The following is a 24,622-nucleotide window of genomic DNA, read 5'->3' on the forward strand; positions in this document are numbered from 1 at the left end:
CCGCTTTAATCCGTAATAGCAGAAAGCAGTATCAGCCGGCAGCCTGCCCTGTCACCCTTCCACCGCTTCCCGCAGCCATTTTGCCGTAGCTGTGTCCGCCAGCAGCATGTCGGCCGGCGTGCCTTCGAACAGTACCGAACCGCCCTGCTTTCCGCCGCCAGGCCCCATTTCGATGATCCAGTCGCTTGCTGCGAGCATGTCCAGATTGTGGTCGATGATGATGACCGAGTTGCCGCGCTGCACAAGTTTCTGAAAGACGTCGAGCAGTTTCTTCCTATCTTCTGCGTGCAAGCCGGAAGACGGTTCATCCAGCAAATAGATCTGGCCTTCCTTCTGCAGCTGGCTCGCGAGTTTCAGCCGCTGGATCTCCCCTCCGCTCAGCGAACTGGTCGTCTGCCCGAGTGTCAGGTAGCCGAGTCCGACGTCCTGCAGCGTCTTCACCCGGTTCAGGATCTTCGGCTGCGTGAAATAATCGCGTGCCTCCTCGATCGTCAGCGCCAAGATCTCGACGATGTTCTTCCCTTCGTATCGATAGGATAGCGCTTCATCGGAGTACCGCGTGCCGCCGCATGCTTCACACGAAATCGTTACCGGGTCCGCAAATGCCACTTCGGGCGTCAGCACTCCTTTCCCTTTGCAGACGGGACAGGCGCCGAGCGAGTTGAAACTGAACAATCCAGCCGGCTGCCCGGTCGCTTTTGCGAATGTCGCGCGGATGTCATCCATGATGCCCATATAGGTCGCCATCGTGGAGCGGCTGGAAATTCCGATGCCCCCTTGTTCGACCGTGATCGATTCAGAATGCCGGCTTTTGAATGCTTCCAATATGAGTGAACTTTTCCCCGAACCGGACACGCCGCACACAGCGGTAAAAACACCTTTCGGAATGTGGATATCCACGTGCTGCAAGTTATTGTTGGACGCTCGTTCGATCGAAAAGCTGCCCGTCCGCTCCCTAGGATGCTTGTTGACGGTCAGTTGGTGCTGAAGCGCAAGGGCGGTCGGGGATTCTTTCATTCCCGACGCATCTCCGGCATAGATCACTTCCCCGCCGTTCGCCCCAGCTCCCGGCCCCATCTCGATGATTTCATCCGCCATCTGGATGACGGCCAGATTGTGTTCGATGACGATGACCGTATTATGCTGTTCTTTGATGCGGCGGAGCATCTGAATGAGCAGTTCTACTTCGCTCGGATGAAGCCCCGCACTCGGTTCATCGAAAATGTACGTAATATTATTGAGACTGCTGCCAAGATGCCGGGCGATCTTCACACGCTGGGCTTCCCCTCCAGACAAAGTAGCCATCTTCCTCGAGAGGCTCAGATAGCCGAGCCCCATGTCGATCAGCTGGATGACGAACGGAATGGCCTGCTGGGCGATCGATTTCCCCATCGGCTCCTGGATGGCCTGCAGTTCCCGGAGCAGTTCAGGCAGCTCGAGCTGATCGTAGTCTGCAATGTTGAGTCCGTTGATTTTGCTGGCCAGCACTGCCGGATTGAGGCCGGACCCTTGGCACGTATGGCAGGGGGCATGCGTAGACATCGCTAACACGTCCTCCTGGGATAAGGATTTCAGCTTCGAGATATCCCGGTTGATGTAAACCCGTGTGAACCGCGGCAGCAGCCCGTCCCACTCGGCGTTATGCGGCCCGTTCTTTGTATGGAACGGCGCATAGGCCCGTTCCCCCTCCCGCGGGCCATACAATAGAAGGTGGAGCGTCTCTTCCGGATAATCCTTCAGCGGCAGATCTGGATCGAACAGGCCGCACGTCATCATCCAATGCCCTTGCCAGCCGGACGGCGACAATGGCTTGAACTGCACCGCCCGATCGCGCAGTGATTTATTGAAATCGACCAGCTTATTGACGTCCGGCGCGATCACTTCACCGAAGCCGCCGCATTCCGGGCAGCTGCCGAACGAACTGTGGCTCGAGAAATCAGTAGCGGAACCGATAGACGGCTGCCCAATCCTCGAAAACAGCAGCCGCAGCAGCGGATGGATATCCATATACGTCCCGACCGTCGACCGCGTATTGCTGCCGATCGGCTTCTGCTCCACCACGACGACCGGACTTAAGTTTTGCATCAGATCCGCCTGCGGCCGTTCATACCGCGGCATCTGGTTCCGGACATACAGCGGATAGTTCATCGTCATCTGCCGCCGGCTCTCCGTCGCCAGCGTATCGAACACGACCGAACTCTTGCCCGATCCCGACAGTCCGGTGAACACGACTATTCTTTCTTTCGGTATGGTAAGGTCAATGTTTTTCAGATTGTTTTCTTTGAGGCCTTTTAGGATGATTTGGTCATTGGTGTCTGCCATGGGATGGTTTCGTTCCTTTCGTGTTTGGATGGTTTGTTTCTGTATACCCTACCATACCGGATTTATGAATTGTTTACCCATGACGTTGATCAATGAACACTTAGAGTCCCCGGAATCCGGTCCGCGTTTACTGTTCAGTATTCACTCCAAGAGACTGAAAAATCCTCCCGAGCCATTCGTCCGGGGGGGACATGAAACACAATTCTCTATTCTATTGACAGCTGCAGACCATTGCCGCCAGCCTGCCACAATTCAATGAGCCTCAGGTGATATACCCTTTGCCCTCGAGCAAGCAAACAGCAGTTCAACTGCATACTCTGGTGATCGAGGGATAAAAGATTTTACAGACACTTAATGACCCTAATTAAACAACAAAAGAACCGGTCAATTCGTTTTCTGCGCAACGAGCATGTATAGCGATTCCGATGGGAAGTGTTTCCCCGTTATCCGGAATCCGGCTTCCTTCATTTCTCGCTCCATTCCCTCCAAGTTAATTCTTGGTCCTTTATCGGGACTTCCTTTTGGTTCAAGTTCCAGACAGATAAGATAGCCTTCTTTTTTCAATACATTTCTCATTTGCTGTAAGAGTGGCCCTAATGGCTGAATTTCATGCAGGACAAGAGAAGCGATGATTATATCGATAGTGCCATCAGGTAAAGGAAGTTCCTCCATACTTCCTTGCACCGGGACAATATTCTCAAGCTGTACCTTCAAGGATTTTTCCATTATTATCTCAATCATTGCAGCATCGATATCTAAAGCGTATACTTTGCCCGTTGTCATCTTCGCCACTGGGATGGAAAAATAACCGGTTCCAGCGCCGAAGTCCAAGACGCTGTCCGTTTCTTTTAGTGGAATCATCCTCAGCAATTGTTCCGGGGAGAATTCCTTTCTTCGTCCGGGACTCTCCAAGTACGATACTTTTCCTTTGCTGTGCTTCTCATGTGGGTGATGCATATATATCCTCCTATTCTAATCAGCTGTTTAAGCATGCTGTTTATCCTCGTTGAATTTTTCTTCTGTCAGTGCTGGTACTAATAACTTCCGGTTACTTCTGCTTGGATTCTGCTTCTTTAGCTATATCGATCAAGAGCTTTGAATTCAATTCACTTTTCATATTTTCCTCTGCCTGCCACATGACTTTCTCAATTGCACAGCCCTCATGATGAATGGAGCAGTCGAATAAGCTTGTATCTCCTTCAATCGCATGAATGACATCCAAAAAGGATATTTCATGTTTTGTTCTGGAGACTTTATAGCCTCCCTTCGCTCCTGGCGTTGACTCAATCAACCCAGCTTTCGCAAGTTTGGTTAATATCTTAGAGAGATACGTCGGGGAAAGATGTTGCATTTCGGCTAATTCCTGTACTCCCACCAAGCTCTCCCTGGGCTGCAGTATTAAATGCACCATTGTGTGCAAGGCGTAGTTTGTCGCGTTTGAATACTTCATACATATCCTCCCTTTCATTTACGGATATCACGGACTCTTGATATCCTTAATAAAATTAAACCTATCACGATCGATGCAGATAGTCAACGTAAAGATTTATAACTCCTCTTTTTGATATTCACCAAATTACGTTTAGGCATGTCGTTATTCAGATCAATGATCAATTAAAATCGACACCTTCCGAAGACAGAAACCCTTGAGGAAAGCCAAAAAATAAAATGCCCTTAAGCAGGCCCCTGGCAGACAATAAATCCCCCGAACCATCCGTTCGAGGGAACATAAAACATACATCATTATTTAGCTAGAGATCACAACATCATTGCCGCCAGCCTGCCTTAATTCAAGCCACGTTACGCACTCCACGTGCGTTGAGTGAGGGAACATATCCACCGGCTGCACTTCCTGCGTCTGGTAACCGCCGTCCTCTAGAATTCGCAAATCACGGGCGAGCGTGGCCGGATTACAGGAAACGTAGACGATGCGGCCCGGTTTGTGGGTAAGGATCGTCTCGAGCAGTTTTTCGTCGCAGCCTTTCCGCGGCGGGTCGACGACGAGGACGTCGAACGTTTTGTCTTCGCTGTACCATTTCGGGATGACGTCTTCGGATGCGCCGGTTTCGAAGTGTGCGTTCGTGATGCCGTTTAGCGCGGCGTTCCGTTTCGCGTCTTCGATCGCCTGCGGGACGATTTCGACGCCGTACACTTCTTTCGCCTCCTTCGCGAGGAACAGCGAGATTGTGCCGATGCCGCAGTACGCGTCGATGACGGTTTCAGTACCTGTAAGCTTGGCGTATTGGAGCGCCTGGCTGTAGAGCGTTTCCGTCTGCACGGGGTTCACTTGGTAGAACGAGCGCGCGGAAATCTCGAAGTCGGTGCCGCCGATCGAGTCGATGATGACGTCCTTGCCGTAGAGGCACAGGGTTTGATCGCCAAAGATGACGTTGGTCTTCTGTGTGTTGACGTTCTGCATGATCGACGTGACGTCCGGGACGGTTCGTTTGATGACCTCGATGACTTGCGCGGCTTCCGGGAATTTGCGGCGTGCGGTGACGAGGACGACCATGAGCTCGCCGGTCGCGCGGGCTTTCCGGACGACGAGGTGGCGCAGGAAGCCTTTGTTTGTCTGTTCGTTATAAGCATCTATGCCGAGGATCTGCAGCTCGCGTTTCAGCATCGCCATCAGGTCGTCTGCTTCGGTGCTCTGGATGATGCAAGTGTCGGTGTCGACAATATGATGCGTCTTCGAGCGGTAGAAGCCCGAGACGATGCGGCCGTCGCGCTCGCTGAACGGGATCTGCGATTTGTTGCGATATCGCCATGGGTCGTCCATACCGATTGTCGGGTGGACCGGAACGTCCGGGAGTTTAGCGATGCGGTCCATCACGTCGCGGACGGTTTTCTGTTTCTGCTTCAGCTGCGCCTCGTACGTCAGGTGCTGGATCTGGCAGCCGCCGCATTCCGGATAGACGTGGCACGGGCCGGTGATCCGGTCGGGCGAAGGCGTGAGAATGTTGAGCAGTTTGGCGAAGCCGTAGTTCTTCAGCGTCTTGCCGACTTTCACTTCGACTTCCTCGCCCGGCAGCGCGCCGGGGATGAAGAGCGGATAGCCCTGCACTTTGCCGACGCCGGAGCCGTCGTGCGTGAGATCTTCTATGTGAACGATGAGCCGGTCGTTTTGGTGTACTGCATACGTCATGGTTTGTTGCCTCCGTTTTGTGGTCTAAGTTGTAGTTTACCATAGGTGGGGGTTCTATGGCTTGGGGAGATGGGCTGGGATGGAGCGGTCAGCTAGGAGAATTGAGCGGTTAGCCGCGGGAATTGATCGCTTTCCTGTCCGAATTGAGCGGTTAGCTGGAGCAATGGATCGCTTCGACGGCGGAATGGATCGCTTACCTGAGAGAATTGATCGCTTAGCGTAGTGAATGGAGCGGTCAGCCGCCCCCGCATGTCCTTCATCCCGAAAAAAAGGCTGCCCGCGGGCAGCCTTTCCACCTTACTTCTTTTCCTTTTCCTTTTTCACTACCCAGCCGTCCATCGGTGCCACGACGAATGCGGCGATGATCAGCCCGATGAGGACGATGAACGGTGCGTAGAAGATGATGAATTGTTCCATGCGATTGCCTCCTTATGCATGATAGTCGTCTTTGCCTTGGACATAGTCTTTGTCGAACAGGAACAGACGCATGACGAGGATGAGTGCCGGAATGAGCAAGCACAGTCCGAGGACAAACACGACAATGAGTGAAATCGCCATGGCCGGGTTCGTGAAGCTGTCGTAGATCGTCAAGTACGGATACAGCAAGTATGGATAATGCGAGGCGCCATATCCATAGAAGGCGAACGCGAACTGTCCCGCGAGCATGGCGAACGCCCAGCCGTACTGCCGTTTCGTGAACAGCAGGTAAACCGTCCCGACGAACAGCAGGAGTGAGATCAGGAACATCGGCCAGAACGTCTGGATGTTATTGTAGTGTTCCGGCTGGTATTTCCGCAATTCCACGATGATGCCGCCCGCTGCGATCATCGTCGGAACCGCCCACGTGAGCGCGTAGCGGCGGAGCAGACTCGTTGCGTCAGCATCCCCCGCTTTGTTCGCGTACCACGTCAGGAACACGGCGGAAATGTAGAGCGTTGCGGACAGGCTCAGGACGACGATCGACCATGTCAGCGGGCTCGTGAACAGTTTCCAGTAGTCGAGCACCGGATTGCCGTCGACCATTTCAATGAACCCGCCTTCCGAGATGGTCAGCACGATCGACAGCGACGCCGGAATGAGCAGACCCGCCAATCCGTACATGAACGAATAGCCTTTGTGGCCCCTCGCCCCGTACGTCTCAAACGCATAATAGGAACCGCGGATCGCCAGCAGGATCACACCGAAACTGACCGGTACAAGGAGCGTCGTCCCGTAATAGAACGCCGTTTTCGGGAAGAACCCGATGATCCCGACGAAGAAGAACACGAGAAAGACGTTCGTTATTTCCCAGACGGGCGACAAATACCGCTGGATGACACGCGTGAGGATACGCTCTTTCCCGGTGATCCGGCTGTAGGCGTTGAAGAAGCCTGCGCCGAAATCGATCGCACCGACCATTATATAGCCGAACAGGAAGGTCCATAATACGGTGATCCCAAGGATTTCAAGGTTCATCGCACATCACGTCCTTTCATCGCATGGCGGTCTTCCAGTTCTTTCTCCACCGGATTGCGGTGGAACATGCGTCGCAGGACGACAATGCTGCCGACACCTAGCACGAGGTAGAGCAGGCAGAACAGGATGAGCATGAGGTCGACCTGGCCGCTCGTCGTCGCGGCTTCCGACACTTTCATGATGTCACGGAGGATCCACGGCTGCCGGCCGACTTCGGCGAACCACCAGCCGAGTTCGATGGCGAGGACGGACAGCGGACCGCCGAGCACGATGAGCCAGCGGAACCATTTCGTCGAAGTGAATGTCCAGTTGCGCCATTTCCCGAGCAGGAATACGCCTGACAGGAACGCCATCCACATGCCGATGAACACCATGAAGTTGAACAGGTAGTGGATGTAGAGCGGCGGCACTTCATCTTCCGGGAACTGGTCGAGCCCGGTCACTTCCGCGAACGGATTGTTCGCAGCCAAGACCGACAGACCGTACGGAATCTTGATGGCGTACTTCGCTTCGTTGTTTTCGTCAAGCACCCCGAGCAGGATCAGCTCCGCTTTGTCGGTCGTTTCAAAGTGCCATTCTGCAGCCGCCAGTTTTTCCGGCTGGTACTCGGCGAGATATTTGCCGGAGAAGTCGCCGATGACGGCAGCCCCGATCGAGAATATGAACCCGACTTTCATCGTCAGCAGAAGCGCTTTCTTGTGATAGACATGATCCGAGCCGCGCAGCAGGCGGAATGCTGCAATCGCTGCCAGCAGGAACGCGGCAGTCATGAACGCCGTCACGACGACGTGCGCCACTTTTGTCGGCATCGCCGGGTTGAACATCGCGAGCAGCGGACTGATATTGACGAGTTCGCCGTTGACGATGTCAAATCCGCGCGGCGCGTTCATGAACGCGTTGACGATCGTGATGAACACCGCCGAGAACGCAGCGCCGAGCGCGACGGGAATCAGCAGCAGCAAGTGTTTCTTCTGGTTTTCGAAACGGTCCCACGTATACAAATAGATGCCGAGAAAAATCGCTTCGAAGAAAAAGGCGAATGTTTCCATGAACAGCGGCAGGGCGATGACGTTTCCGGCTAGTTCCATGAAGTTCGGCCATAATAAGGACAGCTGCAGTCCGATCGCTGTCCCGGTGACGACGCCGACCGCCACCGTGATGACGAATCCGCGCGCCCATCTGCGGGCGAGCAGGATGTAGTGCTCGTCGTTCTTTTTAATGCCCACCCACTGGGCAATCATGATCATGAGCGGGACACCGACGCCGATCGTGGCGTAGATGATGTGGAAGGACAGTGTCGTTTCCGTCAGTACCCGAGAGAAAAATACAGCTTCTTCGTTTCCCATTTGAGCTGCCTCCTTAAGTCGTTATGCAATGAGTCCGGTGCCCTCAGCTGAACAGGCGGCCGAGTATGGACAGGAGCATGATACCTGCGACACCGAACGCCAGCCACATGAGAACCTTTTCTTGTTTTTTGTACATCCGGCCACTTCCTATCTTCACTGATTTCGGTCAAAACTCCGGTTACACTTAGTGGTTTCCCTATTTACGATTAAAATATCCCTGATCGGGTATATAGAATTGACGAAATTCGTACAACTGGTTTGCGAAATGATTGAATAATTTCGAATTGAATGGTATACTAGTACAATTAAGCGAGGTGAGCACAATGAAATTAAAACGGAAAGTACTTGCCTATATTACACGCGGCGAAGAAGAGGACCGGGACCTTCTTGTGTTCGAACACAGGGACTACCCGGAAGCCGGTCTCCAAGTACCCGGCGGGACGATCGAGCGCGATGAGCTGCTGATCGACGCGCTGTATCGCGAGATCGAAGAGGAATCAGGCATCCAGCGCGACGAGCTCGTCCTTTGCGGCAAGCTGCATAAGACCAATTTCTTCCCGAAAGATAAGGATGAAGTATTGGAGCGGAACGTCTTCCATTTCGATTACGTCGGTGACCACGAGCAGGAATGGGATTACACCGTGCACGGCGATGGAAAAGATGAAGGGCTCATCTTCCATTTCAAATGGATTCCGGTCGAAGAGCTGCCGAAGCTTGCATCGAAGCAGGATCAGGCATTGGAATTCATCGAATAAGAGGGATTAACGGAAAGCAGCGGGCTTGTGCCTGCTGCTTTTTTTGTGTATGGAAGGCGTGGCTTGAGCGGTTCGAGTACTCGCTTGAGCGGTTCTTGTGCCTGCTTGAGCGGTTCTCGTCTCGCTTGAGCGGTTCGAGTACCCGCTTGAGCGGTTCATGTGCCCGCTTGAGCGGTTCTCGTCTCGCTTGAGCGGTTCATGTGCCTGTTTGAGCGGTTCTCGTCTCGCTTGAGCGGTTCATGTGCCTGCTTGAGCGGTTCGTACCGTTCTGGAGCGCATCCGCCCTCTAACCGCTCGTTTCCCCCGCTTAACCGCTCGTTTCCCCTGCCTAACCGCTCCATTCCCCTGCCTAACCGCTCCATTCCCCTGCCTAACCGCTCCATTCCTCCCCCGCCCGCCCCCCACAACAAAAAAAACTCCGCATACGCGGAGTTTCACAAATCACCAAGTACGGTCCTGTTCACGGAGCTGGTCGAACGGGACGCACATCTGAATATGGCAGGACAGGTTTTCGAAGACGGCAGGGATTTTGCCGCCGTATTCGCCGTCCAGGTTGATGAGCACTTCTTCGTCGGATGTGACTTTCACCGACTGGGCTTTGCAGGAGATCACGAGCGGGTCGTTCAGGTGCTCACCGCGCACAGCCAGCGTCACCACCCGGATGAATTCGGCGATGTTGCACTTCTTCAATATGAGCAGCGTGAACTTTCCGTCGTTGATACTTGAGTCTGGCGCAAGTTTCTCAAAGCCGCCGACGGAATTTGTCAGCCCTACGAGGAACAGCATCGCTTCGTCGTCGAACACTTCGCCGTCGTACTCGATCCGCACTTTACTCGCGTGGATGGACGGCATCATTTCGATGCCTTTCAAGTAGTACGCGAGCTGGCCAAGCATCGTCTTCAGGCGGCTCGGTACTTCATATGTCAGTTCGGTCAGGCGGCCGCCGCCCGCGATGTTGATGAAATACCGGTCGTTCATCATGCCGACGTCCACCGGGATCATCTGTCCTTCCAGGATGATGTCGAGCGCCTTATCGATGTCGCGCGGAATCCGCAGCGCCCGTGCGAAGTCATTCGTCGTCCCCATCGGAATGAGGCCGATCGGCGGGCGGTCGGCGAACGCCGAGATGCCGGCAACGACTTCGTTCAGTGTCCCGTCACCGCCTGCTGCGATGATCAGGTCGAACCCGCGCTCCACGGCGGCTGCCGCTGCGACGGTGGCATCCCCTTCACAAGTCGTGGCGTGGGCGGAGGCTTCATAGCCCGCCTGCTCCAGCTTCATGAGCACGTCCGCCAGGTTTTTGCGGAATGCTTCCCGTCCCGCAGTCGGGTTGTAAATGATACGAGCACGCTTCATACGTTGTTTCCCTCTCTCTGTACACACTCGTTGTGCCGGCAGCAGCTGTCGTTATGCGTTCGCCTGCAGCACGGGGGTGAATGTATTGCGTATATCTTCGTAGACAGTCAGCCAGAACTCAGGCTTCGTCGTATATTCAGCCGTGATCTTGTCGAGGACGGCACGCTGTTTCTCTTCGAAATCCGGCGCATCCTTCGGCGGGATCCCTTTCTTCAGTTCCATGACACGTTCCTGGATCGAAGCCGCGCGCGGTCCCCATTTAGCCAAGACATCGCCGTTTGCGTCCAGCAGCAGGTAGACGGGAATCGAGCGCCCGCCGTTCGTCAGATGACGGTCGATGAGATCGGTGTCTTCGTCGCGGTACACAGCGCGTACATCAAGATCTGCAGCTTCCGCGATGCGGCGCAGGATAGGGTTGTTCATCATCGCGTCACCGCACCAGTCTTCCGTGATGACGAGGACGCGGGACTTGGCCTCTTTCAGCAGGGAGATGAATGTGTCGTCTTTCGGCACGTCAAACTGTTCGTAAATGGAAAAGCTGCTTTCCTTATGGTGTTCCATCCGGTCCATGTAGTCTTCCAGTGAAATCGCCTGTTCGAAATACTCCAATTCTGTTGCCAACAGCCTTCACACTCCTTTACTTCAAGTGTACCCCTTGCAGCGCAAACAAAGCAATTCTCATGCCGGCGCCTTAGAAAACGCCCTGCCTCCGGCTGTTTCGGCCGGCGTACAGGACGTCATCTAGGTTGCTTATCGTTTGCTGATTTCGTCCAGCAGCAGTTTGTTGACCATTGGCGGGTTCGCCTGGCCTTTCGTTGCTTTCATGACCTGGCCGACGAGGAAGCCGACAGCACGGTCTTTCCCGTTCTTGTAGTCTTCGATCGACTGTTCGTTCTTATCGAGGATTTCGCCGATGACGGTACGAAGTGTGCCTTCGTCGGAGATCTGGACGAGTCCTTTGTCCTTGACGATCTGGCCTGCGTCGCCGCCGTTCTCTGCAAGTTCCTTGAACACTTTCTTCGCGATCTTCGACGAAATCGTGCCGTCTGCGATTAGCTTGACAAGGCTTGCGAGGCCTGCAGGCGTGATCGGTGTTTCGCTCAGTTCCTTGCCTTCTGAGTTCAAATACGCCGACACTTCGCCCATGAGCCAGTTCGAAGCGAGTTTCGCATCCGCTCCGGCACTGACGGTTTCATCGAAGAAATCGGACATCTCCTTCGTCAGCGTCAGGACGTGTGCGTCGTATGCCGGCAGGCCGAGGTCGTTGACGTAACGGGCTTTCCGCGCATCCGGAAGTTCCGGAATTTCGCGCTTGACCCGTTCGATCCAGTCTTCGTCGATGATGACCTCCGACAGATCCGGGTCGTTGATGAACCGGTAGTCGTTCGCGCTGCCTTTAACGCGCATCAGGACGGTCTGGCCGGTCGCTTCGTCGTAGCGGCGTGTCTCCTGGACGATTTTGCCGCCGGACAGGAGGACTTTCTCCTGGCGCTCGACTTCATTCGCGATTCCGCGGCGGACGAAGTTGAAGGAGTTCAGGTTCTTGAGTTCGGTTTTCGTGCCGAATTCTTCCTGACCGTATGGGCGCAGCGAGATGTTGGCGTCACAGCGGAGCGAGCCTTCTTCCATCCGGACGTCGGAAACGCCGGTGTACTGGATGATCGCTTTCAGCTTTTCGAGGAAAGCGTACGCTTCGTTCGGTGTGCGGATGTCAGCCTCCGTGACGATCTCGATGAGCGGTGTGCCCTGACGGTTCAAGTCGACGAGGGAGTAGCCGCCATCCGCGTGCGTCAGTTTCCCTGCATCTTCTTCCAGATGGACGCGTTCGATGCGAATCTTCTTCTTGTAGCCGTCGACTTCGATTTCGATCCAGCCGTTCGCGCCGACAGGACGGTCATCCTGGGAGATCTGGTACGCTTTCGGATTGTCCGGATAGAAGTAATGCTTCCGGTCGAAGTTCATCGTCCGGGCGATGTCGCAGTTCAGCGCCATCGACGCCTTCATGCCGAAATCGATCGCCTGTTTGTTCATCGTCGGCAGTGTGCCGGGATACGCCAGGTCGGTCGGGTGGATGTTCATATTCGGGGCTGCGCCGAAGTGGGCAGGAGCCGGCGAAAAGATTTTCGTATCTGTTTTCAGTTCAACGTGGACTTCAAGTCCGACAATCGTTTCGAAGTTCATGGTCAGTTCCCCTCCCTTGCAGGCGGCGTCTGTTTATGGAATTCAGTCGCTTGCTCGTATGCGTGCGCCACTTTGTAGAGCAGCGGTTCTTCGAAGTGGTTGGCGATGATCTGCAGACCGACCGGAAGCCCTTCCGCGAAACCGCACGGTACAGAGATCGCCGGGATGCCGGCAAGGTTCATCGGTGTCGTGAGCAGGTCGTTTGCATACAGTGTCAGCGGATCTTTGATCGTCTCGCCGAGTTTGTAGGCGTTCGTCGCGCTTGTCGGTCCTACGATGACGTCATAGTCTCTGAACACATCCTGGAAGTCCTGCGCGATGAGCGACCGGACTTTCTGCGCGCGCTCGTACAAGTCTTCGTGGTGGCCTGCGCTCAGCGCGTACGTGCCGTAGAGCACACGTTTCTTCACTTCATCACCGAAGCCTTCCGCGCGCGAACGCAAGTAGATCTCGTTCAGATTTTTCGCATCGGCCGGGTGGTAGCCGTACCGGATGCCGTCGAAACGGGCAAGGTTCGAGGACGCCTCTGCCGATGAAATGACGTAGTACGTCGGCGCTGAATAGCGGGAATAGCTCAAGTCGATTTCGTCGACGTGTGCGCCGAGTGATTCGAGGACACCGATCGCCGTCTTCACAGCATCACGGACTTCCGGCTGGACGCCTTCGCCGAGGTACCGTGCAGGCACGGCGATCTTCAGTCCTTTGATGTCGCCTGTCAGCGCACTGCGGTAGTCCGGCACTGCTTTTTCGGAAGCTGACGCGTCGCGGTAGTCGGAACCGGCGATCGCACTCAGCAGCATCGCATTGTCTTCAACGGTTTTCGTGATCGGGCCGATCTGATCGAGTGACGATCCGAACGCGACGAGTCCTGAACGGGATACACGGCCGTACGTCGGCTTCATGCCGACGACGCCGCAGAATGCTGCCGGCTGACGGACGGAGCCGCCTGTGTCGGAACCGAGGGAGTAGAGCACTTGGCCGGCTGCGACAGCAGCGGCCGAACCGCCTGAAGATCCGCCCGGCACGCGGTCGAGATCCCATGGGTTATGGGTTTTCTGGAACGCGGAGTGCTCGGTCGTCGAGCCCATTGCGAACTCGTCCATGTTGAGTTTCCCGACGATCACCATACCGCTGTCTTTCACGCGCTCCGTGACTGTCCCTTCGTAGACCGGCACGAAGTTCTCGAGCATCTTGCTCGCACAAGTCGTCCGGATGCCTTTCGTGATGATGTTGTCCTTGATACCGATCGGCATGCCGAACAGGAGACCGCGTTCAGCGTCCGGCAGGCTGTCGAGCTGGTCTGCCGCCTGCAGTGCTTCGGTTTCCGTCACAGTCAGGAACGCCTGGATCGGGCCGTCCGTTTCCTTGATGGTCTTGAGCGTTTCCTCTGTGAGTTCCTTCACCGACAGTTCGCGGCTATGTAAAAGAGACTGCAGTTCGGACGCTGTTTTGTTTACTGCCATAAGTCAATTCCTCCTCTATACAGGTCAGTCCAGGATATTCGGTACTTTGATCATTCCGTCTTCGTGGTCTTCGACGCTCTTCAGCATGTCGTCACGGTCCAGAATGTCTGCGGGTTTATCTTCGCGCAGCACGTTCGTAATCGTAAGCGGGTGGGTCATCTGCGCTACGTTCGTTGTATCGATTTCTTTCAGTCGATCCGTAAATTCGAGCAGGGTGTCCAAGCGGTCTGCGAACTTCTGCGCTTCCGCATCCGGCATATCGATCCGGGCGAAATTCGCGTAGTACTGGACTTCCTCTTTTGTGAAATTGGACATACTCTCTCCTCCTGGCTTTTATCAGTACGATTAATCATAACACCTTCGCTGGATGATGAAAAGTTCCTTAGGTCAATAGGAATAGATATGGACGGAGGCCTCTTTGTCGCCGGCGTTTTTCGTGATGAGCGACTCCGGTCCGTTCGCTGAAGTGATGCTCACTTCCACGCGGATGTCCGGGTAATACTTCATGACGAGCGAGGTCATGTACTGCGTCAGTGCGACCACTTCGTTCTTTCCATAAAATTGGATCGGCACACTGATCTTCATCGAATTCAAATTCTTATCCGTGTAGAAGGCTGTGCCGACGATGCTGATGAACCCCGGGAAATAGTCATTGACATCCTGTTTCAACTTCTCGAACTGCATGTTGTCGTCCCTGTAATTGTCTTCGTTCGAAGCAGCCGGCATCAAGACGTACTTCTCGTTCACCTGTTTCCAGCCATTCGGTTTGTCTTTCCCTTTGTCGACGTACGTATGGGCGAAATACGTGCCCGGGACGATCGAACTGCGCGGCTGCTGCTTGAACAGGCCGATGGTGATCGGGACATCGCCGACGCCGTCGAGCTTCCGCATGCGCTGGACGATTGTCTCCGCCATCTTCATGCCCTGCTGTTCGATCACTTTGTCGGGGATCTTCGCTTCCGCAGCGTCCCGCTGGTAGAACACGGAGTTCATAGCAAGGCCGATTGAAATGCCGGCCAGGCCGACTTTCTTGTCGCCCGTCTTGACATAGTAATCCTGCTCGACGATATGCGCCAAGTAGACCGGTGCTTTCTCACTGATGTCCTGCGGCGACATCTTGTCGTTGATCGGCGGGTTGAGCCCTTCGTCGAATTTCGAACTGCGGGACAGCCAGTGGATCGCTGTTTTCTCGTCGATGAACTGCCCTTCCTGCAAGAAATGGTCTTTCGGGCTGAAGTGCTCCGCCGACAGCCGGAGAAGCCCTTCTTCGACTTCCCCGACGTCGTATTTGCTGTACACCTGGTTGACGATCAGGCCGCGGGTCGCACTCTTCTTGAACGGCAGCAGCGTCCGGTAGTATTGTTCGTTCAGCTGTACTTCCGGGATGAGCACGGTTTCCTGCTTAGTATCTTCGTTTTCCTGGATGACTTCGTCTTTTTCCGGCCCGATCGAGGGGATACACCCGCCAAGCACGAGAACCGCGGCGAAGGCGGGCAATGTGAATAACCTTTTCATTCGTTGTTTACTCCTTTGTTCCAAGCACTTCGACCAGCTTCGCTTCGTCCCAGACTTCGATGCCCAGCTCTTCCGCTTTTGTCAGTTTCGATCCGGCGTCCTCCCCGGCGATGACGAGGTCCGTTTTCTTACTGACGCTGCCGCTGACGTCTCCGCCTAGCGCCTCTATTTTTTCTTTCGCTTCGTTCCGTGTCAGGATTTCCAGTTTTCCGGTCAGGACGATTTTCTTGCCGACAAACGGTCCTTCTGCCGGAATGTCCTGCAGCGTTCTGCCTTTGTATTCGATATTGACGCCGTATGCTTTCAGTTTGCCGATGACGTCCAGTACGTCCTCGTTCGAGAAGAACGTCCCGATCGCATCCGCTACTTTTTCACCGATTTCATGGATGGCCAGCAGCTCTTCGGGTTCGGCCGCCATGAGTCGGTCGAGTGAGCCGAATTCGCGCGCAAGGATCACCGCAGCCTTTTCACCGACGTGACGGATGCCGAGGCCGAACAGCAGTTTCTCAAACGAGTTCTCTTTGGACTTCTCGATGGCGTTCACTAAATTCGTTGCGGATTTTTCTCCCATCCGTTCCAGCGCCATCAGCTGTTCTGCGGTCAGCCCATACAGATCCGAAAAGTCTTTTACAAGTTCCGCCGAATACAGCTGGTCGACGACACGTTCGCCGATCCCTTCGATATTCATGGCGTTTCTCGAAACAAAGTGGATGAGCGCTTCCTTCAGCTGTGCCGGGCATTGCGGGTTGACGCAGCGTAGGGCGACTTCTCCTTCAATGCGGATCAATTCCGAACCGCATACCGGACAGTCTTCCGGCATATGGAACTCGGTCTCTTCCCCGGTCCGCAGCTCGGTGAGCGGTCCGATCACTTCCGGGATGATATCGCCGGCTTTCCGGATCTTCACCTGGTCGCCGATCCGGATATCCTTCTCACGGATCAGATCCTCATTATGGAGGGATGCCCTGCCGACGGTCGTTCCTGCGACACGCACCGGCTCCAGAATCGCGGTCGGCGTGACGGTGCCTGTCCGGCCGACACTGAGTTCGATATCGAGCAGTTTCGTCGTCACTTCTTCGGCCGGGAATTTATAGGCGGTCGCCCAGCGCGGGCTTTTCGCCGTGTAGCCGAGCTGTTCCTGATCTTCGAACCGGTCGACCTTGATGACGATGCCGTCGATTTCGTAGTCGAGCGAGGCACGTTTTTCACCCCAGCTGTCGACATAGTCGAGCACTTCCTCGATCGTGCCGCACCGTTTCCGTTCGTGGTTCGTCACGAGGCCGAGTGTATCCAGATAATCGAGCGCGGCCGAGTGGGCGGTCTGGCCATACGCTTCCCCGTCACCGCCGACCCCATAGAGGAACACCGCCAGATTGCGGCTTGCGGCGATTTTCGGGTCTAGCTGGCGGAGGGAGCCGGCCGCTGCGTTCCGAGGATTCGCGAACGGTTCATCCCCTGCTTCGTCACGGGCCGCGTTCAGCTTGACGAACGATTTCTTCGGCATGTAGGCTTCGCCGCGCACTTCGATCGTCACCGGCTCTTCCAGCTTGAGGGGGATCGAGCGGATCGTCCGCAAGTTCGCCGTGATGTCTTCGCCGACCGTCCCGTCTCCGCGCGTCGAGCCCTGCACGAACTTTCCGGAATCATACTTAAGTGAGACGGCGAGTCCGTCGATCTTGAGCTCGCAGATGTACGTTACGGAATCGCCGACACCCGCGCGGACACGCCGGTCGAATTCCCGGATGTCCTCTTCGTTGAAAACGTTGGACAGGCTGAGCATCGGATACTCATGCTGCACTTTCGTGAACCCTTCCAACACGGAACCGCCCACGCGCTGTGTCGGTGAGTCGGGATAGATCAGGTCTGGGTTCTGTTCTTCGATGGCGAGCAGCTCCTGCATGAGCCGGTCGTATTCAGCATCGGTCACAGCCGGGCGGTCGAGTACGTAATAGGCCTGTCCGTATTCCGTCAGCAGGCGGTTCAGTTCCTTCACCCGCTGTTCAAGTTCCTGGGTATCGTCCATCTGGCATTCCTCCTCCTACACTTTTTCGATCGGTGCAAATTTGGCGAGCAGCCGTTTTATGCCGACTTCCGGGAAGGCGATGTCGAGCTCCACGTCGTCCGCGGATCCTTTGACACTGACAACCGTTCCCGTGCCCCATTTTTTATGTGCAGCTTTGTCACCGGCTTTCCAGCCAAGCTTCTCCCCGCCAGTCGTTTCGTAGACAGGTTTTTTCACCGCAGGGCGTCTCGGCGCTTCCGTCCGGGCGCTGCCGCCGAACGAGAACCCGCCTGATCCGCTGATCGTATCGATGATATCATCCGAAATCTCCGCCAGGAAACGCGACGGATTGTTGTAACTGTAGCGTCCGTACAGCATCCGGCTCGATGCCGAGGACATGTATAATTTCTGCTCCGCACGCGTGATTGCGACGTATGCGAGCCGGCGTTCTTCTTCCATCTCTTCCTCATCGCCGATCGAGCGGGCGTGCGGGAAGATGTTCTCTTCCATCCCTACGACGAAGACGGCCGGGAATTCGAGCCCTTTCGCCGAGTGCATCGTCATCAGGACGATTTTTTCAGTGGTTTGGTTCTCGTCTTTATCCAGCGAGTCGATGTCCGCGATGAGCGCAAGATCGGTCAGGAACGCGACGAGGGATTTGTCGCCTTCGTCTTCGTCCGCCCGTTTCTCGAACGCAGCCGTCACTGACAGGAATTCGTCGATGTTCTCGAGACGGCTCTCGGATTCGATCGTCTTTTCGCGTTCGAGCATTTCCCGGTAGCCTGTCTTCTCGATCACCTGCTCGGTCAGTTCCCGCACGGACAGGAATTCCTGCATCTGTGTGAAGCCGTGGATCATATCGCGGAATTTCGCCGTCTCGACAGCCGCTTTCTTCGTCAGGCCCATGAAGTCCAGTTCCTGCATCGCGTCGAAGATGGACCGGTCATTCTCGATGGCGTACTGGGCCATCCGTTCGAAGGACGTCGCCCCGATGCTCCGCTTTGGCTCGTTGATGATCCTCGCGAGGGCGAGGTCGTCGTCGTTGTTGGCGATCAGCCGCAAATACGCAAGGATGTCTTTGATCTCTTTCCTGTCATAGAACTTCGTGCCGCCGACAATCGTGTAGTCGAGATTCGATTTGACCAAGTATTCCTCGATCATCCGGGACTGGGCATTCGTCCGGTACAGGACCGCGAACTGGTCGAGGGAGAACCCTTCCTCCTGCTGCAGTTCGATGATCTTGCCGACGACGAACTGGGCTTCGTCCTTTTCGTCGGATGCTTTATAGATGGTGATCGTATCCCCTTCATCGTTTTCGGTGCGCAGCCGTTTGTCATAGCGGCTCGCGTTATTCCGGATGACGTCGTTTGCGGCCTGCAGGATGTTCTGGGTGGAGCGGTAGTTCTGTTCGAGGAGGATGACTTCGGCGTCCTTGTAGTCTTTCTCGAACGACAGGATGTTGCCGATGTCGGCGCCGCGCCATTTGTAGATCGACTGGTCGGAGTCGCCGACGACGCAAATATTACGGAACTTCTCGGCGAGCATCTTGACGAGCCTGTATTGCGCATGGTTCGTATCCTGGTATTCATCGACATGGATGTACTGGAACTTGTCCTGGTAGAATTCGAGGACGTCAGGCACTTGCTCGAACAGCCGGAGTGTCAGCATGATCAGGTCGTCGAAGTCGAGCGACTGGTTCTTCCGCAGCTTCTTCGAATAGCCGTCATAGACGTCCGCGATGACCCGGTCGAACGGATTCGATTCGTTCATGCCCGCCCGGTATTCGCTTGCGTCGATGCATTCGTTCTTCGCGGAGCTGATGATGTTGAGCAGCGTGCGCGGGTCGTACTGTTTCGGGTCAAGGTTCTGCTCTTTCAGCACCGATTTCACAGCGGACAGCTGGTCGGCGGAGTCGAGGATGGAGAAGCTCTTCTTGTAGCCGATCCGGTCGATGTCGCGGCGCAGGATACGGACGCACATCGAGTGGAATGTCGAGACCCACATCCGGTCGCCCGAACCTTCACCGAGCAGTCCGTCGATCCGGCTGCGCATTTCCCGTGCGGCCTTGTTCGTGAACGTGATGGCCAGGATCTTCGATGGGTGGACGTCCTTTTCGATGACGAGGTAAGCGATACGGTGGGTGAGCACCCGTGTTTTCCCGGAGCCTGCCCCTGCCATGATGAGGAGCGGCCCTTCCGTTTTCTTGACCGCCCGTGCCTGTTCGGGGTTCATGCCCGTCAGGAGATCTTGTGTCAGTTCTTTCATTTTTATAACCGCCTTTTCGAACGTTTGTTCTTCAGTATACACGAGTCACTTAGGGGCTGCCACGGATTTCACGGCGTCGACTGTTGCGAGTGCTGCTTTCAGGTCGTCGTAGATGACATTGCCGACGACGACGGTGTCCGCAACAGCCGCCATTTCAGCGGCCTGTCCTGCAGACGCGATGCCACCGCCATAAACGAGGCGCGTTTCTTCGAGGACGGAAGCCGCGGCGCTCACGAGCTGCGGATCGCCGTACATCCCGCTGTACTCCATATAGAAGATCGGCAGCCGGAAGAGATGCTCCGCCATGCGGGCGTAGGCGACGACGTCCTCTTTCGTCAGCGGTTCCGTCGCCCCGGTCAGGTGGGCAGCCTTGCAGTCCGGATTGAGGATGCAGTACCCTTCCGCTGCGACCTCCTCCCATTTCATCATATGGCCGAATTCCTTCAGTGCGTCCAGATGCACGCCGTTCATCCACTTCACGTCAGTGGCGTTCATGACAGTCGGGATGAAGTAATAATCGAAACCGAATGTCACCGCATCCGCATCAGACACTTCAAGCGCGAGCGGGACGGCGAACCGGCGCAGCCGGGCGAGCAGATGGAGTACGGCTTCCAGTGTAATACCGTCCGTGCCGCCGACGATGATGCCGTCCGTGCCTGACTCAGCGAGGGTTTCCAGTGCTTCATCGTCAATCTGTTTTGCGGGGTCCAATTTGAAGGCGTGACGCCAATTATGATAATCCATTCCCATTCACCTGCTCCTGTATAAGTTCGTTCATCCATTATAGCAAAATTTGCTGTCGGGTTCTTCCCGGCGGCTGTTCGCCCGTAAAAAAACCGGAACCAGCGCAGGGCTGTCCGGTCATTCGTTCGTTTGTTCGGTTTTGGAGCCTTCCTGTCCGTCCAGTCGGCCGACGATCAGATTATAGCCGCCGGACCCGTAATCGACACAGCGGCGGATCCGTGAAATCGTTGCGGTGCTCGCGCCGGTCTGCGTCTGGATCTTGTCGTAGGTCTGCCGGTTCTTCAGCATGACCGCGACGTCGAGTCGCTGTGACAGCGACTGGACTTCGCCTATCGTGCACAGGTCGTCGAAGAACGCGTAGCATTCCTCAAGCGACTGCAATTCGAGGATGGCGCGGAACAGCTGGTCCGTCCGGTCGTTTCGTATTTTCTCTAGCATCTGGTGTTCCTCCATTCTTACGGGGTGTACGTGACGGATTGGCCGATCGACTGCTCCGGTACGATATGGACCCAGGTCTGGCCAGGCACGAACTTCGCCGGCACGCCGTTCTCGACAGGGGTGATGATGCCGTCGATCATCTTCCATTCCGTATCGAGCGCAATTCCGTTCTGGAACAGCACGGCTCGGCCGCCCTTTGACAGGTCGAGCGACTGGCGCCCTTCGCTGTCGATCGTTTCATAAGGCGCTTCGACGACGAGGACATTTGCCGGCGTCACGTGTGTTTCATCCGCTTTGTCGACAGTCAGGATGCCGTTCACTTCCCGTGTATAGACGCGCTTGTCGGCGTCGAATGCATACGTGCTCGTAAAGTTCGGATCCGCCGAGCCGACGACAACGGTTGTCGCGAGCTCGCCGAGTTTTGCGCTCTCGGCATCGGGATGGAACGACAGGTGCGGCACTTTGCGGATCGTCTCCTCAATATGGAGGTCAGTCATCGCGTCTTCAATGTGCGCTTTCGAGATATAGGAATTGTGCGGTGCTTTCCTGTCCCTCGACCGTTCGAAATACGTCCCGTCGTACTGCATGCCGTTGACCGAATCGACGGCGTGATCAGCGAGCATCTCCCGGGCATCCGGGCTGTAGCCGTGGGCGATGTAAAATGCGTCAAGCCCGGCGGCGATATCTATGAAGTAATCACGGGCGCTGCGGATCGGGCCGATCTCGTCCGGCAGCCCGCTCTGATACAGGGCGAGCAGGCGGGTGATATTGCCTTCGGCGAGAACTTCATAGATGATATCCGCTTTGCTCAGGCCCGATTGCGGACGGGCGAGCGGATGGTTATTCACCGTTGCAAGTATCGGGCGCATCGGATAGGACTCGCCCGGAACGCCTGTGAACGGCGCCGTTTCAAGCAGTGCCTGTTCGATACCCGTCTCCCCGTCTGCCGTCTCGGCGGCCGCTCCGTTATTCATCACTTCATCATTTTTCGTGCAGCCTGTCAGCAGCAAGGCTGTACAGAGGAATGCCGCACCAGCTAATTTCGTTCCGTTCATGTCACGTCTCCTATCGTTTCGTCGTCGGGGTGAGCAGCTCATTGCGCATCACGTCGAGCACGCCGGTCTGCGTGATCCGGATATATGGCAAGTGGGTCGACTGGAGGAACAGCAGGCTGTACACAGCGTCCCCTTTGTCGTAGCCGCGTTTCTCCAGCGCGTCTTTCAGTGCCCGCTCCTGTTCGCGCAGCACGTCCACCGGCTGGTCGGACAGGCTGCCGCCGATTGCGAGCGGAAGTTCCTGTACGATCGAGCCGTTTTCAGCAAGGACGATCCCGCCTCCGATCTCCTTCACCCGGCGGAATGCGCGCAGCATCTCCTGCTTGTCTTGGCCGATCAAAATGAGGTCCCCTGTGTTGGAATACGAGGAAGCCAGTCCCTGCAGATCACGTGCGAAACCTTTCAGGACCGTCGTCACCCGCCACTTGCCGTTCCGGCCGATCAGCGCGAGGAAGCACTCATCGTGTCCTGACTCGAGCCGGTCGGCGGACGGGTCGATCGTCAGCTCGTACGGTTTCGTGATGACGTCGTTCAGCATCGCGATGCCGCGGCTGCCGGTCACTTCCAGATCGTCAGCCGTCAGGTCGAATCCGAGTGCGAGGTCAGGGATCGCCGACCAGTCAGCGGCCTGGAATTCCGTGCATGCCGCTCCGTCACGCTTCAGCCAGACGCCTTTCGACAGGACGTCGGACGGATTCGGTTCCTGTATGTCCGTCAGGAAGTTCAGCGTGGCGAATCGGCCCGGTGCTATTACACTATGCAGATCGTCGATATCGTAATACCGGGCGATGTTATACGACGCCATCTGATAGGCATCGATCGGTGCAACGCCTGTTTCGATCGCAATCCGGATGCACTTGTCCATGACGCCGTCCTCGTGGAACAGCGGCGGGGAACCGTCCGTCGTCATCATGAGATGGTCGAACACGTCGAGCTGCTTCTCGAGGATCCCCTCGAGCAGCGGCTTCAGGTCCGGCCGGATGGACGATTCGCGGAGCGTCACCGCATACCCTTGAAGCAGACGGGCTTCCGCTTCGTCTGCCGTCATCGCTTCATGATCGCCATCAGCGCCAAGGAGCCGCATACGCGCGAGTGTCCGTTCGGAAGCGCCCGGAAAGTGGCCTTCGATCTTTTTGCCGAGCTGTTTCGCGAGCTGCATCGCCGTCATCATATTGGCATCGCCTTTCAGCAGGCGCGGCCAGCCGGTCAGTTCGCCGCCCATCAGTACGTCATCCCGCTTCAGCCAGTGCGCGACCTCTACAGGCGCGAACAGTTCCGACTCGTGCTGCAGGGCCGTCTGCGAATCGAACCGTGCCCACCAGTAGAACGAGAATGGCAGTCCTTTCAGCTGATCGAGCAGCCGGAATGCAGGCTCCCGCCCGATGCTCATGAGCAGTGCCAGCGTATCTGCGAGGAACGTGGTGGTCCCGCGCTGCGCCGCAAATTGCGCGAACGATTCGGGATTGTACAGCTGGAACGGATGCACATGCGGCTCGATGTACCCGGGGACGATCCACTTCCCCGCTGCGTCGATGAGTTCCGTGCCTTCCGTCATCGCCGGAAGCCGATCTCCTGTATAGAGGATCCGTCCGTGTTTGACCCAGATCGTGCCGGTCCTCCATTCTTTCAGGACGGAATGTAAATACGTCGCGTTCGTAATGAGCAGGTCAGGCGCTTCCTTGCCGTCGATCACAGCAATCTGCGAAGCGATCTCTTCCGCGTTCCACATGCAAATCGTCTCCTTTGTCGGTTCATTGCTCCGTCCATCGTACCATATGGCGGAAAAAGTGAATAGAGCGCACAGGCAGGAACTGGGTGCCTCCATCCCGAATGATAGAGACAAGGAAGCAAAAAGGAAGGGGAAGGGTTCATGGATGAAAAACTGATGTTCGACAGCAGCACTGCAACAGAATATGACCGCGGGATCCGGCGCACGCTGCCGACCTACGACGGACTGATCCGTCTCGCAAGTTCTGCGCTCCGTCTCCAGGCGGATGAACACGCGCACGTCCTGCTCGTCGGCGCGGGCGGCGGCAACGAACTCATGGAATTCGCTGAAATTCATCCTGGCTGGACGTTTACAGCAGCTGACCCGTCGGAGCCGATGCTCATCCAGGCGGCACAGAAAGCGTCAGGTCTTGCATCTGGACGGGTCAAGTTCGTGCTCGGATCCGCCGCTGACGTCCAGGCAGACGAGCCGGCCGATGCTGCAGCCTGCCTGCTCGTCCTCCACTTCATAGAGGGGATGGAAGCTAAACGGCAGCTGCTCGCGGATATCCGCGCCCGGCTGAAGACGGGCGCCCCGTTCGTCATCGCCTCGATGGCCGGTGCAGCGGATTCAGCGGAGCTTGACGCACAGTTCGCCCTCTGGCGGCAGCACTGGCTGGACCGGACTTCATTGAACGCCGAGCAGGGTGCGGAAATGGAAAAAGGCATCCGTGCGCTGTCGTTCCTCCCGAAGGAAGAAATTGAACAGCTTCTGTCGGATGCCGGTTTCGGCGGGATCACACCTTTTTTCCAGACGACCTTCTTTCATGGCTGGCTGTGCGTGGCTGTGTGAGCCGTCAGAAACCCGGCTCA

General features: G+C 56.0%; 21 protein-coding genes. 2 read left to right on the plus strand and 19 right to left on the minus strand.

Going from position 1 to position 24,622, the window contains the following annotated elements; all coding sequences use genetic code 11:
• Nucleotides 1-51 precede the first annotated feature (51 nt).
• The 7 genes from NFU03_RS11475 to NFU03_RS11500 form a co-directional block, all read right to left on the minus strand.
• Nucleotides 52-2,322 carry an ATP-binding cassette domain-containing protein gene (locus NFU03_RS11475; protein WP_251638816.1) on the minus strand — a complete coding sequence of 757 codons (2,271 nt, stop codon included), beginning with the start codon at nucleotides 2,320-2,322 and terminating at the stop codon, nucleotides 52-54.
• A 384-nt stretch (nucleotides 2,323-2,706) separates the two neighbouring features.
• Nucleotides 2,707-3,279, minus strand: a complete 573-nt coding sequence (locus NFU03_RS11480; protein WP_251638817.1) for a class I SAM-dependent methyltransferase — start codon at nucleotides 3,277-3,279, stop codon at nucleotides 2,707-2,709.
• A gap of 91 nt (nucleotides 3,280-3,370) precedes the next feature.
• Entirely contained in the window at nucleotides 3,371-3,772 is a 402-nt protein-coding gene (locus NFU03_RS11485; RefSeq protein WP_251638818.1) for an RrF2 family transcriptional regulator, read from the minus strand.
• Between the two features lie 297 nt (nucleotides 3,773-4,069).
• Nucleotides 4,070-5,467, minus strand: a complete 1,398-nt coding sequence (gene rlmD, locus NFU03_RS11490; protein WP_251638819.1) for a 23S rRNA (uracil(1939)-C(5))-methyltransferase RlmD — start codon at nucleotides 5,465-5,467, stop codon at nucleotides 4,070-4,072.
• Nucleotides 5,468-5,764: 297 nt separating this feature from the next.
• Nucleotides 5,765-5,884 carry a cytochrome bd oxidase small subunit CydS family protein gene (gene cydS, locus NFU03_RS15785; protein WP_398290270.1) on the minus strand — a complete coding sequence of 40 codons (120 nt, stop codon included), beginning with the start codon at nucleotides 5,882-5,884 and terminating at the stop codon, nucleotides 5,765-5,767.
• A 12-nt stretch (nucleotides 5,885-5,896) separates the two neighbouring features.
• A complete protein-coding gene (locus NFU03_RS11495) occupies nucleotides 5,897-6,922 on the minus strand; it encodes a cytochrome d ubiquinol oxidase subunit II (RefSeq protein ID WP_251638820.1) in 1,026 nt (341 codons plus the stop codon).
• A complete protein-coding gene (locus NFU03_RS11500; protein WP_251638821.1) occupies nucleotides 6,919-8,268 on the minus strand; it encodes a cytochrome ubiquinol oxidase subunit I in 1,350 nt (449 codons plus the stop codon). The genes NFU03_RS11495 and NFU03_RS11500 overlap by 4 nt, the downstream gene beginning before the upstream one ends.
• Nucleotides 8,269-8,591: 323 nt before the next feature.
• Between NFU03_RS11500 and NFU03_RS11505 the strand changes: the two genes are divergently transcribed.
• Complete coding sequence (locus NFU03_RS11505; RefSeq protein WP_251638823.1) at nucleotides 8,592-9,023, plus strand: NUDIX hydrolase; 432 nt, start codon at nucleotides 8,592-8,594, stop codon at nucleotides 9,021-9,023.
• Between the two features lie 441 nt (nucleotides 9,024-9,464).
• Here NFU03_RS11505 and NFU03_RS11510 read toward each other — a convergent pair whose 3' ends face one another.
• The 12 genes from NFU03_RS11510 to NFU03_RS11565 form a co-directional block, all read right to left on the minus strand.
• The gene (locus tag NFU03_RS11510; protein WP_251638825.1) at nucleotides 9,465-10,379 is read right to left on the minus strand and encodes a diacylglycerol kinase; all 915 of its coding nucleotides are present in this window, start codon (nucleotides 10,377-10,379) and stop codon (nucleotides 9,465-9,467) included.
• 51 nt (nucleotides 10,380-10,430) lie between these two features.
• Nucleotides 10,431-11,000 carry a thioredoxin family protein gene (locus NFU03_RS11515; protein WP_251638826.1) on the minus strand — a complete coding sequence of 190 codons (570 nt, stop codon included), beginning with the start codon at nucleotides 10,998-11,000 and terminating at the stop codon, nucleotides 10,431-10,433.
• A gap of 129 nt (nucleotides 11,001-11,129) precedes the next feature.
• A complete protein-coding gene (gatB, locus tag NFU03_RS11520; RefSeq protein ID WP_251638827.1) occupies nucleotides 11,130-12,560 on the minus strand; it encodes an Asp-tRNA(Asn)/Glu-tRNA(Gln) amidotransferase subunit GatB in 1,431 nt (476 codons plus the stop codon).
• Nucleotides 12,561-12,562: 2 nt separating this feature from the next.
• Entirely contained in the window at nucleotides 12,563-14,023 is a 1,461-nt protein-coding gene (gene gatA, locus NFU03_RS11525; protein WP_251638828.1) for an Asp-tRNA(Asn)/Glu-tRNA(Gln) amidotransferase subunit GatA, read from the minus strand.
• A gap of 24 nt (nucleotides 14,024-14,047) precedes the next feature.
• Nucleotides 14,048-14,338, minus strand: a complete 291-nt coding sequence (gene gatC / locus NFU03_RS11530) for an Asp-tRNA(Asn)/Glu-tRNA(Gln) amidotransferase subunit GatC (protein WP_251638829.1) — start codon at nucleotides 14,336-14,338, stop codon at nucleotides 14,048-14,050.
• Nucleotides 14,339-14,410: 72 nt separating this feature from the next.
• On the minus strand, nucleotides 14,411-15,538 hold the full coding sequence (locus NFU03_RS11535) for a CamS family sex pheromone protein (RefSeq protein WP_251638830.1): 1,128 nt from the start codon (nucleotides 15,536-15,538) through the stop codon (nucleotides 14,411-14,413).
• Between the two features lie 7 nt (nucleotides 15,539-15,545).
• A complete protein-coding gene (gene ligA, locus NFU03_RS11540) occupies nucleotides 15,546-17,561 on the minus strand; it encodes an NAD-dependent DNA ligase LigA (RefSeq protein ID WP_251638831.1) in 2,016 nt (671 codons plus the stop codon).
• A 15-nt stretch (nucleotides 17,562-17,576) separates the two neighbouring features.
• The gene (pcrA, locus tag NFU03_RS11545; RefSeq protein ID WP_251638833.1) at nucleotides 17,577-19,805 is read right to left on the minus strand and encodes a DNA helicase PcrA; all 2,229 of its coding nucleotides are present in this window, start codon (nucleotides 19,803-19,805) and stop codon (nucleotides 17,577-17,579) included.
• Nucleotides 19,806-19,850: 45 nt separating this feature from the next.
• Nucleotides 19,851-20,549 carry a heptaprenylglyceryl phosphate synthase gene (pcrB, locus tag NFU03_RS11550; protein WP_251638834.1) on the minus strand — a complete coding sequence of 233 codons (699 nt, stop codon included), beginning with the start codon at nucleotides 20,547-20,549 and terminating at the stop codon, nucleotides 19,851-19,853.
• Between the two features lie 117 nt (nucleotides 20,550-20,666).
• Nucleotides 20,667-20,987 (minus strand): YerC/YecD family TrpR-related protein, encoded by a 321-nt coding sequence (locus NFU03_RS11555; RefSeq protein WP_251638835.1) that lies wholly within the window; start codon nucleotides 20,985-20,987, stop codon nucleotides 20,667-20,669.
• A gap of 17 nt (nucleotides 20,988-21,004) precedes the next feature.
• Nucleotides 21,005-22,042 (minus strand): DUF3048 domain-containing protein, encoded by a 1,038-nt coding sequence (locus tag NFU03_RS11560; RefSeq protein ID WP_251638836.1) that lies wholly within the window; start codon nucleotides 22,040-22,042, stop codon nucleotides 21,005-21,007.
• A 10-nt stretch (nucleotides 22,043-22,052) separates the two neighbouring features.
• Nucleotides 22,053-23,771, minus strand: coding sequence for an adenine deaminase C-terminal domain-containing protein (locus NFU03_RS11565; RefSeq protein WP_251638837.1), 1,719 nt, complete (start codon nucleotides 23,769-23,771; stop codon nucleotides 22,053-22,055).
• 141 nt (nucleotides 23,772-23,912) lie between these two features.
• Here NFU03_RS11565 and NFU03_RS11570 point away from each other — a divergent pair, with 141 nt between their 5' ends.
• Complete coding sequence (locus NFU03_RS11570; RefSeq protein WP_251638838.1) at nucleotides 23,913-24,602, plus strand: class I SAM-dependent methyltransferase; 690 nt, start codon at nucleotides 23,913-23,915, stop codon at nucleotides 24,600-24,602.
• The last annotated feature ends 20 nt before the right edge of the window (nucleotides 24,603-24,622 follow it).

The organism is Sporosarcina sp. NCCP-2716 (assembly GCF_023707985.1).
GTDB lineage: Bacteria > Bacillota > Bacilli > Bacillales_A > Planococcaceae > Sporosarcina.

What these genes read in the sequence shown, in the direction of transcription:
- NFU03_RS11500 (WP_251638821.1), bottom strand. Translation starts at nt 8,268, where the DNA reads ATGGGAAACGAAGAAGCTGTATTTTTCTCTCGGGTACTGACGGAAACG.
- rlmD (WP_251638819.1), bottom strand. Translation starts at nt 5,467, where the DNA reads ATGACGTATGCAGTACACCAAAACGACCGGCTCATCGTTCACATAGAA.
- pcrA (WP_251638833.1), bottom strand. Translation starts at nt 19,805, where the DNA reads ATGAAAGAACTGACACAAGATCTCCTGACGGGCATGAACCCCGAACAG.
- gatC (WP_251638829.1), bottom strand. Translation starts at nt 14,338, where the DNA reads ATGTCCAATTTCACAAAAGAGGAAGTCCAGTACTACGCGAATTTCGCC.
- NFU03_RS11555 (WP_251638835.1), bottom strand. Translation starts at nt 20,987, where the DNA reads ATGCTAGAGAAAATACGAAACGACCGGACGGACCAGCTGTTCCGCGCC.
- ligA (WP_251638831.1), bottom strand. Translation starts at nt 17,561, where the DNA reads ATGGACGATACCCAGGAACTTGAACAGCGGGTGAAGGAACTGAACCGC.
- NFU03_RS11510 (WP_251638825.1), bottom strand. Translation starts at nt 10,379, where the DNA reads ATGAAGCGTGCTCGTATCATTTACAACCCGACTGCGGGACGGGAAGCA.
- cydS (WP_398290270.1), bottom strand. Translation starts at nt 5,884, where the DNA reads ATGGAACAATTCATCATCTTCTACGCACCGTTCATCGTCCTCATCGGG.
- NFU03_RS11570 (WP_251638838.1), top strand. Translation starts at nt 23,913, where the DNA reads ATGGATGAAAAACTGATGTTCGACAGCAGCACTGCAACAGAATATGAC.
- NFU03_RS11480 (WP_251638817.1), bottom strand. Translation starts at nt 3,279, where the DNA reads ATGCATCACCCACATGAGAAGCACAGCAAAGGAAAAGTATCGTACTTG.
- NFU03_RS11565 (WP_251638837.1), bottom strand. Translation starts at nt 23,771, where the DNA reads ATGTGGAACGCGGAAGAGATCGCTTCGCAGATTGCTGTGATCGACGGC.
- NFU03_RS11505 (WP_251638823.1), top strand. Translation starts at nt 8,592, where the DNA reads ATGAAATTAAAACGGAAAGTACTTGCCTATATTACACGCGGCGAAGAA.
- NFU03_RS11535 (WP_251638830.1), bottom strand. Translation starts at nt 15,538, where the DNA reads ATGAAAAGGTTATTCACATTGCCCGCCTTCGCCGCGGTTCTCGTGCTT.
- NFU03_RS11475 (WP_251638816.1), bottom strand. Translation starts at nt 2,322, where the DNA reads ATGGCAGACACCAATGACCAAATCATCCTAAAAGGCCTCAAAGAAAAC.
- NFU03_RS11485 (WP_251638818.1), bottom strand. Translation starts at nt 3,772, where the DNA reads ATGAAGTATTCAAACGCGACAAACTACGCCTTGCACACAATGGTGCAT.
- NFU03_RS11495 (WP_251638820.1), bottom strand. Translation starts at nt 6,922, where the DNA reads ATGAACCTTGAAATCCTTGGGATCACCGTATTATGGACCTTCCTGTTC.
- pcrB (WP_251638834.1), bottom strand. Translation starts at nt 20,549, where the DNA reads ATGGATTATCATAATTGGCGTCACGCCTTCAAATTGGACCCCGCAAAA.
- NFU03_RS11560 (WP_251638836.1), bottom strand. Translation starts at nt 22,042, where the DNA reads ATGAACGGAACGAAATTAGCTGGTGCGGCATTCCTCTGTACAGCCTTG.
- gatA (WP_251638828.1), bottom strand. Translation starts at nt 14,023, where the DNA reads ATGGCAGTAAACAAAACAGCGTCCGAACTGCAGTCTCTTTTACATAGC.
- gatB (WP_251638827.1), bottom strand. Translation starts at nt 12,560, where the DNA reads ATGAACTTCGAAACGATTGTCGGACTTGAAGTCCACGTTGAACTGAAA.